Origin of the sequence: uncultured Eubacterium sp., assembly GCF_937958975.1 — a bacterium.
GTDB lineage: Bacteria > Bacillota > Clostridia > Lachnospirales > Lachnospiraceae > Eubacterium_G.
On record NZ_CALGRE010000015.1, the window covers coordinates 1 to 13738 of the forward strand.

Below are 13738 nucleotides of genomic sequence, written 5' to 3' on the forward strand. Positions count from 1 at the left end.
TGGCGGAACTGGCAGACGCGCAGGACTTAAAATCCTGTTGTGGCAACACAGTACCGGTTCGATTCCGGTCGCCGGCAGTAAAAGCAGTAAAAAAGGTATTCGTTAGGATACCTTTTTTTATATAGAAAATTAAAAAAGCAGAGAAAGTTCATTTTTCTTAATATTACATGACATTTTATAGTTAAAATTAAAAGACTATAAATACAAAGTTATAGCTTTTGGAATGGTAAGGAACTGGTAAAGTACAAATATGAAACGCTTGATTCGTTTCATATTCTATAGATAAAAATACGATAAGAGGAAAGAGTGTATGAGATTAAAAAATAATTTTTCAATAATATTTGCAATTTTTATTTCGTTATTTATTTTTTGTGTATGTTCGTTTCAGAATGTATATGCAGCGGCAGGTAATACAACTATTACAAAGATATATAATTCTAAAACAGGAATTGTAATAAAGTGGTCTTCATCAAGAAAATATGATGGATATATGATTTATAGGAGTGTAGATGACAGTAAATACGCAAAAATAGATTCTACAAAATCTAAAAAATATACTGATACAGATATTGGAACAGGAGAAGTTTATAGATATAAAATCAGACCATATAATTTAAAAAATGGAAAGAAAGTATATTTTGATAAAAGTAAAGGGAGTGATGCATGTCTTGCACTGCCTTATTCAGTGAGTGGAGCGACGGTTGTCTCTTATTCTGACCATAATCTTATATCTTGGAATAAAAACTCTTTTGCGTCCGGGTATTATATTTACAGAAGTAAGGACAATATTCATTGGGAACTTTTATCAAGTATGAATAATAGTTCAGGATTTTATGAGGATTATAGCATTGAAAAAGGTTTAAAATATAGTTATAAGATAGTTGTTTATGAAATTGTAGACGGTGAGATTTATGAAAGTCTGCCGGTTATGGCATTAGAGGTGACACAAGTCAAAGGAATAGATGTATCCTATCACAATGGAAAAATTAATTGGAAGAAGGTAAAAAAATCAGGGGTAACTTTTGCTATTATTAGGTTAGGATATGGAACAAGAAAGGGCGGGGTTGTTGACAGCAAGCTGGACTATAATTATAAACAGGCTAGGAAATATGGAATTAAGGTTGGTTTTTATTTATATAGTTATGCAGATAATACAAAGGAGGCAAAAAACGAAGCAAAATTTACAGCAAAGTTATTAGAGAAGTATACGAAATTTGATTATCCGGTTGTATTTGATTTTGAGAATCCTTATCGTAATAAAAAGAAATATAAGAAGTCGAATACAAAAATTATTTCTACATATTGCAATTATCTCGAAAAAAAAGGATATGATACATGTGTATATTCTTATCTGGATTTTTTAAAGAAATCTGTTGACTATAAGAAGGTTTCTAAGTATGGAATATGGCTGGCAAGGTGGACAGGAAATCCTGAAAAGTTTAATAATGGAGGAATACCAAATGTTCAACTTTGGCAGTATTCTGATAATGGTCGCATAAATGGGATTCAAGGTGCAGTAGATATGAATGTTCAAATTATGTTTAAATAAAAGTAAGAAGTATTTGGAAACGAAGAATAAAAAACAACCCGTCACTGTGAACGGGTTGTTTTTTATTTGCATCAAGTATTAATTTGAAAATAATACTTTTTCCGATTTGTATTGTTTAATGATAATTGCTAAGACGATTGCAATAACAACAAGAGTAGAGAATAGCATCAAGATGATGTTTAGATAATCTACATGTCCGCTTGTTATGTCAGTAAATAGCAATGTAAAATTCAGGAATGGCACAAGTGATAACAGTGGACTAGGGGCAATGTCAATCATAAAGGCAATCATTCCAGGGAAAAAGGATACAAACATCAATGGAGTGAGTGCACTTTGCGCCTCTTTAAATGTTTTACATTTGCTTGCAATTGCAATGCATAAACCGCTTATTAAAAATGAAAATGCAATAATCACTATAGCAGCAAATATTAAGCTTATAGTAGAAGGAATTAAATTGCTATCTTTGTATATTTCAAATATGTTGTTCGATATGGCAAGTGATACAACTGTTAGAATCAGACTGAGTATGCCGGTAATAACAGAGGATAGGGTGATGCTTAAATATTTTCCGATAATAATATCTTTACTTTTAATTGGGAAAGTGAGTAGTGTTTCAAGCGTTCCTCTTTCTTTTTCTCCGGCTGTGGCATCTGTTGCCGGGTACATTGCAGAAATCGCTATTGCCATAATAATAAATAAAAAAGAATAGTTAATGATATAGCTCCCAAAGAAAGTTTCATCGGAAGAAATATTTTTTTCTACAGTAATAATATTGACAACTTCGCCTGCAGGAATGTTTCTTTCAGATAAATATTGATTTTGTATGTATTCCTTGTAAGCTGTAAAGTATGATTCAACCAGAGAGGAAGCATAATTTGTTGTCTCGTCATCGTCACCGTTTATTGTATATGTATTGCCTTCCTTTGTAATATATAAATCAATTTCATCATTTTCATATTTGTTCTTTAAATCATCTGTTTCAGAATTTACTATGTCGATATTTAGCTTTTTGGCAATGTCTTTTTCTGTATCACTCATTTCATAATTAAAACCAATTTTGTTATAGTCGGTGACAGGCTTGTTAATTTGAGCTTCGAATAGCGCAGACATTCCAAAAACAAGCAATGGTATCATGATAGGCATGAGCAGCATCATCGCAAGGGATTTTTTATCACGGAATGTTTCTCTAAGTTCCTTTTTCAAAATTTTTCCAATATTATTTTTCATTAGATACACCTCCAATCAATGTAAAAAAGGCATCTCGCAAATTTGTTGTATTCGTATCTTTCTTTATCTGTGAAGGAGAACCCTCTTTTATGATAGAACCATTATTAATCATTACTACATTATCACAAATGTTTTCTGCCTCTTCCATATAGTGGGTAGAATACAAAATTGTTTTACCTTTTTGTTTTTCGCTTTTCATAAAATTTAATATAATCTGGCTTGAGATAATATCCAGACCGCTGGTGGCTTCATCTAAGATATAGTATTTGGGATTATGTATAAGACATCTGGCAATATTAACTCTCTGTGTCTGGCCGGTTGAAAGATTTGCAATTTTGTTATGTAAAAATTCTTTCATATTTAATACATTTGAAACCTCCTGGATTCTTTCTTCTGCCTGTACCTTGTCGACGGCATAAAAATCACAGCACATTTTGAGTAATTCATAAGTGGACAGAGAATTGTATATTTTTGTATTGCCGGATAAGTAGGCTATATTTTTCTTTATTTCAATTTCGTTGTCTTTGTAGTTTAGACCGTCAAAATCAATGGTTCCATCTGTCGGCTCTAAAATTCCGCCAATCATTCTTAATAAAGTAGTTTTTCCCGCACCATTTGGACCTAATATCCCTACGATTTCACCTTCTTTTGCTTCAAAAGAGATATCGTTATCAGCATAAAATTCTTCTTTTTTCTTTTTGGAATTATACCTGACAAATTTCTTTTTTAAACTGTTAATTTTTAACATGGTAATTTTTCCTTTCTCTAAAAAATAATCAAATATAAGTATACAGTAAAATTGAAATTAAGACAATGTTGCGGTTATGTAGGATAATATTAAAAAAGAATTGACAGATAAACTTTAGTGGTGTAAAATATACAAAGTCGCAAAAAATTAATATTGTGAATGTGCGTGTAGCTCAGCTGGATAGAGCGTCTGGCTACGGACCAGAAGGTCGAGGGTTCGAATCCTTTCACGCACGGTAAACAGTCTTTTATTTGATAAGAGACTGTTTTTTATTATATAAAAATTTTCTTAATAATAAAAATACTTTGCGAAAGAGTTTGGGAATAAACTTTTTTATGAATAAAAAATATTTTTTGAAACATACTACTGATGTGACAAAACAAACATTTTTAGGAGGTAGTTATGTCAAAGAATTATTCAAATTCAAAGAATGAAGCAACTGATTACAGTAACATGACAGATGCACAGAATAGTACATCAAAAAACAGCACATCAAAAAACAGTACTTCAAAAAATAGCACATCAAAGAACAGCACATCAAAGAATAGCACAACTGACAGTACAGATTGTAGATAGTTTTGATGTAAGCCTCATAACCTCTTGTAGGTTGTGAGGCTTTTTTGAGATTCTATAAAATCTTTTTCACTTTAAATAAGGTAATGAATAAACTAAAAGAAAAAGATGAGAAAAGATTATGAACAGATTTGAAATGATATCTTTGGATAAGGCCAAAGATATGGCTATGGAAAATGGATATATTGTTGTAGATTTGCGCAGTAGAAGTGAATTTGACCAGAGCCATGTGGAAAATGCGATTAATATTCCGGATGCCGATATCCAAAAGATAGATAGTTTTAATAAAAAGGATAGTGTGTGGATTCTTTATTGCAGAAGGGGAAGTTTAAGTTTTCGATTGGCAAATGAGATGGCTTCTAAGGGCTATAAGGTAATGGCTGTGGTCGGTGGATATAGAATGTAGTTGACATTGTTTTTTTATGAGATTATCATTAAATAGATAAAATAGAAAGAAAAAAATTGGTGATAAGTTCATGGAAAAATTATATTTGATTGCCCCGTGTCATTTTGGTGTGGAGGCAGTTTTGAAAAAAGAAATTATAGATTTGGGCTATGAAATCGAAAGAGTAGAGGACGGAAGAATTACTTTTATTGGAGATGCATTGGCTGTATGCAGGGCAAATGTTTTTTTGAGGACAGCGGAGCGTGTGATGATACAGGTTGGAAGAGTCAGGGCTACAACTTATGATGAGCTTTTTGAGGCGGTCAAGGCTCTTGAATGGGAAAATTATATACCTAAGAATGGAAAATTCTGGGTAAAAAAAGCAAGTACAGTAAAAAGTAAGTTGTTTAGTCCTTCCGATATTCAAAGAATTGTGAAAAAGGCTATTGTAGAGAATTTAAAAATAAGATATAAAACGAATTGGTTTGATGAAGATGGTGCAGAGTATCCTATTAGAGTGTTTTTTTATAAGGATGAAGCGGTTATTGCACTAGATACAACAGGAGAGTCCCTTCACAAAAGAGGGTATCGGTATTATACGGCAAAAGCTCCAATATCGGAAACTCTGGCTGCTGCACTTATTATGTTGACGCCATGGAGAAAAGACAGAATATTTGTAGACCCATTTTGTGGTTGTGGAACCTTTCCGATTGAAGCCGCAATGATAGCGGCGAATATAGCACCGGGAATGAACCGTGAATTTACGGCAGAAAATTGGACAAACATTATTGATAAAAAGATGTGGTATCAGACGATAAATGAAGCAAATGACATGATAGATGAGGATATCGAGACTGATATTCAAGGTTATGATATTGATGGCCAGATGATAGAGTTTTCAAGAAAAAATGCAAAAAATGCGGGGGTCGAACATCTGATACATTTTCAGACAAGACCTGTTGAGCAGTTGAGCCATAGCAAGAAATATGGTTTTATTATAACAAATCCTCCATATGGAGAAAGATTAGAAGAGAAAGAAGCGTTAAAGCCGTTATACAGAACGCTTGGCGAAAGATATAAGGCTTTGGATGCATGGTCTGCCTTTGTAATTACATCGTATGAAGATGCAGAAAAGGATATGGGAATAAAGGCAACAAAAAACCGCAAGATATATAATGGTATGTTGAAGACCTATTTTTATCAGTTTATGGGTCCCAAACCACCCAAAAGACAGAATTAAGTAAGAGGTTGTTCATGAGAGTTAAAAGAATAATACTGATTTGCTTTCCGTTCGTGGCAGTTATTGTTTTGGCTATTGGTCTTAGTATTATTTTCTCAGGTCAAAGTGTACAAAAAGGTTTAATTTCTGAGAAAAAGTCATTAGGGATAGACAAAGAAAAGATAGAAATGTCTCCAGAGTCCGGCATTTGGAACAGAGTTATGGCGAAAAGTGCAAATAGTAATGGAATAAATTTATTTGTAGATAGAGAACAAATTAAATCTATTAGTGAAAAAATGTATATGAGCGAAAATATGAACTTAATGATACCACTCAATATTGTAACGGAAGCATTTGATTGTGCTGCAAATGTTTATGATAAAAAGAAAATTGTTATTGAGAAGGGAAGTAGTATTGCTGTTTTATATCTTGATAAAAAGAGATTAACTTTTAATGATAACGAATATAAATTAGAAGATAAGGTGGTCGAAAAAGATGGTACTATTTTTATACCGTCTACGATTTTTATTAAATGTTTTAATTATGATTACAATTGGGACAGCAGTAGAAATACAGCAACTCTTATCAGTAAAGTGGCATCAAAATCGTATTTGCCTGAGAGGTATAGTTATATAGATAAGAAACGTGCTGTAGGTGTCAAAAATCAGGGAAATTATGGAACTTGTTGGGCTTTTGCAACACTGACTGCATTGGAGACATCTCTTATGCCGGAAGAACAATTTGACTTCTCCGAAAATAATCTGGTGCGGAGCAATGATTTATCCGGGGAAATTCGGGACGGTGGTGATTATATTATGTCTATGGCATATCTTATGGCATGGAATGGTCCTGTATTAGAGAAAGATGACCCGTATGGCAGTACAAAAAAGCAAGAGAAATTAAAGTGTGTCAAACATGTACAGGGAGCGGAGATTATACCGGAAAAAGATTATGAACAGATAAAGGAGATGGTCTATAAATACGGTGGTGTAGAAAGTTCGATGTATATGTCCCTGAATAATTCGAAATCTAAATCCGTTTATTACAATGATAGTGAATATGCATATTGTTATAAAGGAAAAAGGAATCCCAATCATGATGTAGTCATCATTGGATGGGATGATAATTTTTCAAGAGAACTGTTTAATGATGACAGCATTGAAGGAGATGGCGCATTTATCTGTATGAACAGTTGGGGCGAGGATTTTGGATATAATGGTACTTTTTATGTATCTTATTATGATGATAGAATCGGCACAAGTAATGTCTGTTATACAGATATTGAAGATGTAGATAATTATGATAATATTTATCAGAGTGATATCTGCGGTTGGACAGGCTCTATGGGTTTTGAAGGTGAGAGCACCGTTTATTTTGCAAACGTTTTTGAGGCTGAAAAGGATGAAAAACTGAGAGCAGTTGGATTTTATGGTGTCATGCCAGGGGTGAAATATGAAGTTTTTATTGACAATGAATTTCAGGGAGAGACCTCTCTCAGCGAGAGAACCCATACGGCAGCGGCAGGAAAGTTAAAAAATAAGGGATATTACACTATAAAATTAGATAAGGACTATTTTATCAGAAAAGGGAAAAAATTTAGTGTTACGGTCAAAATAAGCAATCCTAAAAAGAATGATTTTTTTAAGTTGATTCCGGTAGAGATGAATGGAAGTAACAACAGTTATAATGTAGATTTATCGGATGGGGAAGGTTATTTTAGTTCTACGGGCAGCAGATGGCAGTCTTCTGAAAACCATGATTGCAATATTTGTCTGAAAGCCTATACTAGTAATTAACGTAAGGAAAAGGAGAGGAACAGATGAAAAGAATTATTTTTGCTACGACAAACAAAAATAAAGTTAAGGAAGTGAACATGATGATGGAGGATTTTGATGTTGAACTCGTCACCATGAAGGAAGCGGGAATCGATGTAGATATCGTGGAAAATGGTACTACGTTTGAGGAGAATGCTATTATAAAGGCAAGAACTATAATGGAGATGACCGGTGAGATTGCTATTGCAGATGACTCGGGATTGGAAGTAGATTATTTGGATGGCGCGCCGGGAATTTACTCAGCAAGATTTTTAGGAGAAGATACTTCTTATGATATAAAAAATAATTATATTATTGACAAATTAAAAAATGTAAAGGGAAAAGAGCGGAGTGCGAGATTTGTGTGCGCTATGGCGGCAGCTTTTCCAAATGGGGATGTTTTGACATGTAAAGGTACGATAGAGGGTGTTATTGCATTGGAACAGAGGGGGACAAACGGATTCGGTTATGACCCTATTGTTTATGTGCCGGAATATGAGATGACAACAGGCGAAATGGCGCCTGAGCTGAAGAATAGTATTAGTCATAGAGGAAAAGCGTTAGAACAGATGAAAGAGATTTTAAGGACGAGGTTGGAGCGCGAATGTTAAAAGCAATAATTATAAGTGACTCTCATGGAAATTTAAATAATGTAAAAAAAATTGCCATAAAAGAAAAAGATATCAATCTGGTGATACATTTAGGTGATTTAATTGGACAGGATGAGCAATTAAAAAATGTATTTGACTGTGAGATTAAAAAAGTCAGGGGAAATTGTGATTATTACTCTAAAAATCCCAGTTCAGATGTCATAGAATTTGGCGGGAATAAGATTTTTATTACACATGGACATAATTATGGCGTAGATTTTGGCATCCAGGGATTAAGTATGGCGGCGGAAGAACATGGGTGTAATATTGCAATGTATGGACATACCCATGTGCCGGACAACTCTGTGTATGGCAAGATTATTGTTGTAAATCCCGGGAGTGTATCCAGACCTAGGCAATTAAATTTTAAGCCGACATATGCTGTTATGAAGGTTGATGAGAATGGGAAAACAGATATAAGAATCCAGTATGTATGAAGGAAAATTGGATGAGAAAAAAATAAAAAATTATTTTTTGAAAAAATGCTTGACAATTTATGGGTCTTCTCTTATAATAATTCTTGCGCTGTGAAAAATAAGAAACGCGAATACGGGGTGTGGCTCAGCTTGGCTAGAGCGCCTGATTTGGGATCAGGAGGTCGCAGGTTCGAATCCTGTCACCCCGATATATGCGGGTGTAGTTCAGTGGTAGAACACCAGCCTTCCAAGCTGGATATGTGGGTTCGATTCCCATCACCCGCTTCTACATTGATTATGATGTATAGCTTGTGTCCGTAGCTCAGCTGGATAGAGCAACGGCCTTCTAAGCCGTGGGTCGGGGGTTCGAATCCCTTCGGGCACACTTTCTGGATTTAACCAGAGGCATGGTGGCTATAGCGCAGTTGGTTAGCGCGCCAGATTGTGGCTCTGGAGGCCGAGGGTTCGAATCCCTCTAGCCACCTTACACAATGGGCTATCGCCAAGCGGTAAGGCACAGGACTTTGACTCCTGCATTCGCTGGTTCGAATCCAGCTAGCCCAGTTCATGGGTTGGTAAAAACTCATAAAATTTAATATGGGCCACTAGCTCAGATGGTAGAGCACTTGACTTTTAATCAAGTTGTCTGGGGTTCGATTCCCCAGTGGCTCACTTAAAAAGGAAACAATGTAAATTGTTTCTTTTTTTGATGTAAGGATAGACCGGTTATAAGTGGATGGATATTTTTATTATATTTATAAAAAGTAATTGTGTTTATTACGACAAGTAATGAATATGGTTTTTTATGTATAATGGTAAAAATAATTGGAAAGTTGTTATGCCAGGAGTGTATAAGTGATAGAAAATTATATTGGTGTTTGGTATAATAAGCGTATTAAATTAAAATTTGGAGGTATCTATGGAAAAGATAAATAGCATTGATGTGGAAGAGGACCAGTTTGCATATCGTTACGATACGCAGCTTTTGATAGATAGAAGAACTGAGGATTTAGATGAAGATAAAATAGCAGATTATATAACAAATCATATAGAGGGTAACTCCTTAATTGCGGCAGGTGATGAGGATTTAATAAAGATTCATTTTCATACAAATGAGCCATGGAAAGTGCTTGAATATTGTAATTCGATTGGAGAAATCTATGATATAGTTGTAGAGGATATGATTCGTCAGTCTAGTGGTTTGCAAGGTTAAATTTATTAGAACAGTTAGTAGTCGGGATTGTTAAAGGGGTGCCACAATGGTTGACAGAGAAGCGATACGAAGATATGTAGAGGACAAGTATAATACAAAAGCTGAAAGGCTATGGGCTAAATCCCCAAACAATGAAGTTTTAAGGCATAGCCATAATAGAAAATGGTATGCAATTATCATGAATGTACAAAAAAAACGGGTAGGATTAGAAGGAGAGGAGATTATTGATGTACTCAATATTAAATGTGAGCCGGAGATGGTATCTTCTCTTTCTCTACAAAAAGGGTTTTGTCCTGCCTATCATATGAATAAAGAACATTGGCTCACGGTGATTTTAGATGGAACGGTAAAAGATGCAGAAATTTTTAGTTTACTTGATGCAAGTTATGAGCTGACAAATTAAAACTTTGAGTAAATAATATATAGGATAAAGGGAAAAGTTTATGTTTTAGAGAGGTGGTGTCACTATGCGGTGCGGGGTAACACCACCTCAATTTAGTTTATATGTGTCACTGATTATTACAAATCTCCGAGTTTTCCAAAACTATATCCCATTTCTTCCCATTTGCCGAGTAGTTCGTCAAGGATTTCTCCATTAGTTTTGGAGGTGTTATGTAATAAGACAATTGCTCCGGGATGAACTCTTGACAATAACTTTTCAAATGCTTCTTCTTTGGTCGGTTGTGCATCTACATTCCAGTCTACATAAGCAAGGCTCCAGTAAAATGTTTTATAACCTTTTGCCTGAGCCATTTGTAAATTTTCTACATTATATTTTCCCTGAGGCGGTCTGTAATACTTTGTCATTTCTTTACCGGTTATCTCTTTATATAAATCCTCTACCTGCATTAATTCACTTTCGAATTTTTCTTTGTTCATACCAATTATATTTGGATGATTGTATGTATGATTTCCTATTGTATGTCCCTCTTTCACTATCTGCTTTATTAAGTCATTGTTTTCTTTTAAAAAATGTCCAACTACAAAAAATGTTGCTTTTACATTATGTTTTTTTAATGCTTTTAATATCGCTGGAGTATTTCCATTTTCATATCCGCAGTCAAATGTCAGATACAAGACTTTTTTCTTTGCATCTCCCACATAATATGCACCATACTTCTTCATAACCTCTGCGGATTCTGTACCTGACGGCTGACTTCCTGATTCTCCAAATCCAAGTCCCCAATTTTCCCCACTCTTTATTACATTGGAGACAGGTGCTGCCTGTTCTATTAAGGCGCCTGCACTTCTTCCTATAAAGAATGCAGCCACAAAGATTGATAATGTAAACATACATTTTTTTATGTATTTCCCTTTTTTTATTTTGATTTCACCGTCTTTCTGTGTCACTATAAAATCCCTTATATAAATTGGTTTTATTTCATTATACAGAGGATAAACATTTTTTATTCCTCATAATTAATAGTTCATGAAAGGAATTGAATAATTGTATTTTAAGAGGCTTTTGGATTTAACGTCGGGTTGTAATGTGTGAAAAAAAATTGCTTGCAATCCCTTTAGATGCGTGATATTATACTTCAAGATGTGCTAAATTTTTAGTGAAAAATAAAAATCTGGCACGGTTGTGTAAAAACTTTTCACTTAAAAGGTTTTCTGCGGGTGTGGCGGAATTGGCAGACGCGCTAGATTTAGGTTCTAGTGGGAGACCGTGCAGGTTCAAGTCCTGTCACCCGCATAAAAAAAGATGTTCGAGAGAACATCTTTTTTTTTGTGAGGAAAAATAAAGTTTTTAAGTTACTAAGAATCTATATTAATTTTGATATCAATGTGTTATAATTTCTTTACCTGTCAAAAAAAGATATTTTATGTGGCAGGATTTAGAAAACTGTGGAATGGAGAAAAATCTCATGAATAAGGAAATTTTATCTAAATTTAAGAAATTTGCATTGATAACATTGGCTGTCTGTATTGTAATGGAAATTTTCCTATTTAATTATAAGAGTTTTGTCTTAATTGGTGGAAATTATGAGAAAACATTTATTTCTATGGAAAATATCCAGACAGGAGGCTTGGAATATAATGGCAGTGAATATGTTGCGACAACCAATAATCCAACACTAACTTTTCAGATAAATAAAAGAGTAAAGACATTGCGCTTTGATATAGACAGAGCAGATGAAAATTTTCAGGAAATCGTGGGAGAAATGAACTATTCATCCCAGGGATATAGTCAGGGAAAAAGACATAGTGATAAAACAGTACAAATAGTACCGGGAGATACCAGAACACAGTATATTACGGGAAGTTATTTTGGAGACGTGTATGAGATAAACCTCACACTTACAAGTAAAGTGGGAGAAAAATTTATAATAAACGGTGTAGATGTAAATGATAAAATTCCATTTCGGTTTTCTTTTATAAGATTTCTGTTTTTGTATGTACTGATAATCTTAATATACATATTTGTTAAATATCCTGCACTGAAAGAGAATTATAATCAGAACAAGAGAAGCCATAGGTATGTGACCTTTGCAATGATTACGGTAATGTTGTTAATGCAGGTAGCTATTATGTATATGTTTGTTGGAAAAACAGACCTTTTTACGAATACATCAGGAAATCAAATGACACAGGAGCTGGTCGATGCATTTGAGAAAGGACAAGTCTCTTTAACAGATGAGGTTCCCCAGGAACTTTTGGAATTAGAAAATCCTTATGACTGGAGTCAGCGAATGGGATTGTCGGTTCCTTATAAGTGGGACCACCTGCTTCACAATGGGAAATATTATTCTTACTATGGAATAGGACCTGTAATTACAGTATTTTTACCATATCATATGATAACGGGATATTATTTTTCTGCACCATTGGCAGTTATTTTATTTAATGTAATCGGAACCCTGTTTTTATGTTTGGCGTATCTGAGTGTTATAAAAAATTGGTTTAGAAAAACTCCATGCAATTTGACGTTACTTGGAATGATATTAATTGTTTTTGGAAGTGGAATGTTGTGTAACATCCTTTGTCCGCAGTTTTACGAAATTGCTCAGGCATCAGGATTTTGTTTTACTACAGTAGGATTCTATTTTATGGTAAATAGTGGAATATTCCAAAAGAAAACAATCAAAAAACATATGTTGTTCTGGTCAGCCGTATTTATGTCACTGGCAGTATTGTCCAGAGCGGTTAGTGCATTATATGCTATGGTGATGGTAGTGTGGATAATATATGGACTCTTACAAAATGATAAAGAAAAAGGAAAGCATGTAAGTGAACGTATCAAATATCTGGCAATGGCATTTGCACCATATATTGTGTTTGGGTTGATTCAGATGGCATACAATTATGCACGTTTCGGTTCACCATTTGATTTTGGAATACAATATACATTGACAATTTATGATTATTCTGCCACGGAAATAAGCATGGCGCTTGTTATGACTTCTATTGTAAACTTCTTTATGGCAGTACCTGTTATAAATACAACATTCCCATTTATACATGAGAATTTTGACCACTTAAATTTAAACGGATATTATTTTGTAGCAACAAAAGATGCAATGGGAATGATTCCTAGGGTGTTACCATTGTTGTCACTGTTGTATACGCCAAAGGTGGCAAAACAGTTTAACAAAAAGGAAAAATTAAAATATGCGCTCATTTGGTTTATACCGGTAGTTATTTTCCCGATTGTTATTGTTGCATTAACCTGGCAGTATGGATATTCTTTGCGTTATGTGTGCGATTTTGCATGGGAAATGATACTAGGGGCTTTAGTTTTAGCGTTTTTCGTGTTTAGAAAGATTAAAAATACCTGTGTCAGAAAGTGGTTATACAGAATTATGTTTTTCAGTACCATGTGGTGTGTGATTTGCAGTATGGCGATTGTGTTTAAATCTGTACCGGGAACATCTGTATATATTCATCCAAATGGAGCAAATATTTATTACCATATAAGAAACTTAATTATGTTTTGGAACTAA

13 protein-coding genes and 8 tRNA genes are annotated in these 13738 nt (G+C 34.1%); 18 read left to right on the forward strand and 3 right to left on the reverse strand.

Annotated elements, in window-relative coordinates; genetic code table 11:
- Positions 1 to 310: 310 nt before the first annotated feature.
- Entirely contained in the window at positions 311 to 1549 is a 1239-nt protein-coding gene (locus Q5O86_RS02195; protein WP_302625514.1) for a GH25 family lysozyme, read from the forward strand.
- Between the two features lie 78 nt (positions 1550 to 1627).
- Here Q5O86_RS02195 and Q5O86_RS02200 read toward each other — a convergent pair whose 3' ends face one another.
- Both Q5O86_RS02200 and Q5O86_RS02205 read right to left on the reverse strand, forming a co-directional pair.
- Entirely contained in the window at positions 1628 to 2776 is a 1149-nt protein-coding gene (locus Q5O86_RS02200) for an ABC transporter permease (protein ID WP_302625515.1), read from the reverse strand.
- Entirely contained in the window at positions 2766 to 3524 is a 759-nt protein-coding gene (locus tag Q5O86_RS02205) for an ABC transporter ATP-binding protein (RefSeq protein WP_302625516.1), read from the reverse strand. The genes Q5O86_RS02200 and Q5O86_RS02205 overlap by 11 nt, the downstream gene beginning before the upstream one ends.
- 161 nt (positions 3525 to 3685) lie before the next feature.
- On the opposite strand from Q5O86_RS02205, the gene Q5O86_RS02210 reads away from it, so the two are divergent.
- The 15 genes from Q5O86_RS02210 to Q5O86_RS02280 all read left to right on the forward strand — a co-directional run bounded on the left by Q5O86_RS02210 (position 3686) and on the right by Q5O86_RS02280 (position 10197).
- A tRNA-Arg gene (locus tag Q5O86_RS02210) sits at positions 3686 to 3759 on the forward strand.
- A gap of 167 nt (positions 3760 to 3926) precedes the next feature.
- The gene (locus tag Q5O86_RS02215; protein WP_302625517.1) at positions 3927 to 4100 is read left to right on the forward strand and encodes a hypothetical protein; all 174 of its coding nucleotides are present in this window, start codon (positions 3927 to 3929) and stop codon (positions 4098 to 4100) included.
- A gap of 118 nt (positions 4101 to 4218) precedes the next feature.
- On the forward strand, positions 4219 to 4503 hold the full coding sequence (locus Q5O86_RS02220; protein ID WP_302625518.1) for a rhodanese-like domain-containing protein: 285 nt from the start codon (positions 4219 to 4221) through the stop codon (positions 4501 to 4503).
- A 70-nt stretch (positions 4504 to 4573) separates the two neighbouring features.
- Complete coding sequence (locus Q5O86_RS02225; protein WP_302625519.1) at positions 4574 to 5722, forward strand: class I SAM-dependent RNA methyltransferase; 1149 nt, start codon at positions 4574 to 4576, stop codon at positions 5720 to 5722.
- 14 nt (positions 5723 to 5736) lie between these two features.
- Positions 5737 to 7497: a lectin like domain-containing protein gene (locus tag Q5O86_RS02230; RefSeq protein WP_302625520.1), complete on the forward strand. Its 1761-nt coding sequence runs from the start codon at positions 5737 to 5739 to the stop codon at positions 7495 to 7497.
- A 23-nt stretch (positions 7498 to 7520) separates the two neighbouring features.
- Entirely contained in the window at positions 7521 to 8126 is a 606-nt protein-coding gene (locus tag Q5O86_RS02235) for an XTP/dITP diphosphatase (RefSeq protein ID WP_302625521.1), read from the forward strand.
- Positions 8120 to 8602 (forward strand): metallophosphoesterase, encoded by a 483-nt coding sequence (locus Q5O86_RS02240; protein WP_302625522.1) that lies wholly within the window; start codon positions 8120 to 8122, stop codon positions 8600 to 8602. Before Q5O86_RS02235 ends, Q5O86_RS02240 begins: the two co-directional genes overlap by 7 nt.
- Before the next feature lie 113 nt (positions 8603 to 8715).
- Positions 8716 to 8790, forward strand: a tRNA-Pro gene (locus Q5O86_RS02245).
- A gap of 5 nt (positions 8791 to 8795) precedes the next feature.
- A tRNA-Gly gene (locus tag Q5O86_RS02250) sits at positions 8796 to 8866 on the forward strand.
- A gap of 26 nt (positions 8867 to 8892) precedes the next feature.
- Positions 8893 to 8966, forward strand: a tRNA-Arg gene (locus tag Q5O86_RS02255).
- Positions 8967 to 8991: 25 nt separating this feature from the next.
- Positions 8992 to 9065, forward strand: a tRNA-His gene (locus Q5O86_RS02260).
- A gap of 8 nt (positions 9066 to 9073) precedes the next feature.
- A tRNA-Gln gene (locus tag Q5O86_RS02265) sits at positions 9074 to 9145 on the forward strand.
- Positions 9146 to 9180: 35 nt separating this feature from the next.
- Positions 9181 to 9253: transfer RNA gene (locus tag Q5O86_RS02270), tRNA-Lys, on the forward strand.
- A gap of 247 nt (positions 9254 to 9500) precedes the next feature.
- Complete coding sequence (locus Q5O86_RS02275; RefSeq protein ID WP_302625523.1) at positions 9501 to 9794, forward strand: hypothetical protein; 294 nt, start codon at positions 9501 to 9503, stop codon at positions 9792 to 9794.
- Positions 9795 to 9840: 46 nt separating this feature from the next.
- Complete coding sequence (locus Q5O86_RS02280; RefSeq protein ID WP_302625524.1) at positions 9841 to 10197, forward strand: MmcQ/YjbR family DNA-binding protein; 357 nt, start codon at positions 9841 to 9843, stop codon at positions 10195 to 10197.
- A 116-nt stretch (positions 10198 to 10313) separates the two neighbouring features.
- On the opposite strand, the gene Q5O86_RS02285 is transcribed toward Q5O86_RS02280, so the two are convergent.
- Positions 10314 to 11144: a polysaccharide deacetylase family protein gene (locus Q5O86_RS02285; protein ID WP_368074725.1), complete on the reverse strand. Its 831-nt coding sequence runs from the start codon at positions 11142 to 11144 to the stop codon at positions 10314 to 10316.
- A gap of 266 nt (positions 11145 to 11410) precedes the next feature.
- Between Q5O86_RS02285 and Q5O86_RS02290 the strand changes: the two genes are divergently transcribed.
- Both Q5O86_RS02290 and Q5O86_RS02295 read left to right on the forward strand, forming a co-directional pair.
- Positions 11411 to 11490: transfer RNA gene (locus Q5O86_RS02290), tRNA-Leu, on the forward strand.
- A 172-nt stretch (positions 11491 to 11662) separates the two neighbouring features.
- Positions 11663 to 13738: a hypothetical protein gene (locus tag Q5O86_RS02295; protein ID WP_302625525.1), complete on the forward strand. Its 2076-nt coding sequence runs from the start codon at positions 11663 to 11665 to the stop codon at positions 13736 to 13738.

Coding starts and splice junctions, on each gene's coding strand:
- Q5O86_RS02195 (WP_302625514.1), top strand. CDS start 311: ATGAGATTAAAAAATAATTTTTCAATAATATTTGCAATTTTTATTTCG.
- Q5O86_RS02200 (WP_302625515.1), bottom strand. CDS start 2,776: ATGAAAAATAATATTGGAAAAATTTTGAAAAAGGAACTTAGAGAAACA.
- Q5O86_RS02205 (WP_302625516.1), bottom strand. CDS start 3,524: ATGTTAAAAATTAACAGTTTAAAAAAGAAATTTGTCAGGTATAATTCC.
- Q5O86_RS02215 (WP_302625517.1), top strand. CDS start 3,927: ATGTCAAAGAATTATTCAAATTCAAAGAATGAAGCAACTGATTACAGT.
- Q5O86_RS02220 (WP_302625518.1), top strand. CDS start 4,219: ATGAACAGATTTGAAATGATATCTTTGGATAAGGCCAAAGATATGGCT.
- Q5O86_RS02225 (WP_302625519.1), top strand. CDS start 4,574: ATGGAAAAATTATATTTGATTGCCCCGTGTCATTTTGGTGTGGAGGCA.
- Q5O86_RS02230 (WP_302625520.1), top strand. CDS start 5,737: ATGAGAGTTAAAAGAATAATACTGATTTGCTTTCCGTTCGTGGCAGTT.
- Q5O86_RS02235 (WP_302625521.1), top strand. CDS start 7,521: ATGAAAAGAATTATTTTTGCTACGACAAACAAAAATAAAGTTAAGGAA.
- Q5O86_RS02240 (WP_302625522.1), top strand. CDS start 8,120: ATGTTAAAAGCAATAATTATAAGTGACTCTCATGGAAATTTAAATAAT.
- Q5O86_RS02275 (WP_302625523.1), top strand. CDS start 9,501: ATGGAAAAGATAAATAGCATTGATGTGGAAGAGGACCAGTTTGCATAT.
- Q5O86_RS02280 (WP_302625524.1), top strand. CDS start 9,841: ATGGTTGACAGAGAAGCGATACGAAGATATGTAGAGGACAAGTATAAT.
- Q5O86_RS02295 (WP_302625525.1), top strand. CDS start 11,663: ATGAATAAGGAAATTTTATCTAAATTTAAGAAATTTGCATTGATAACA.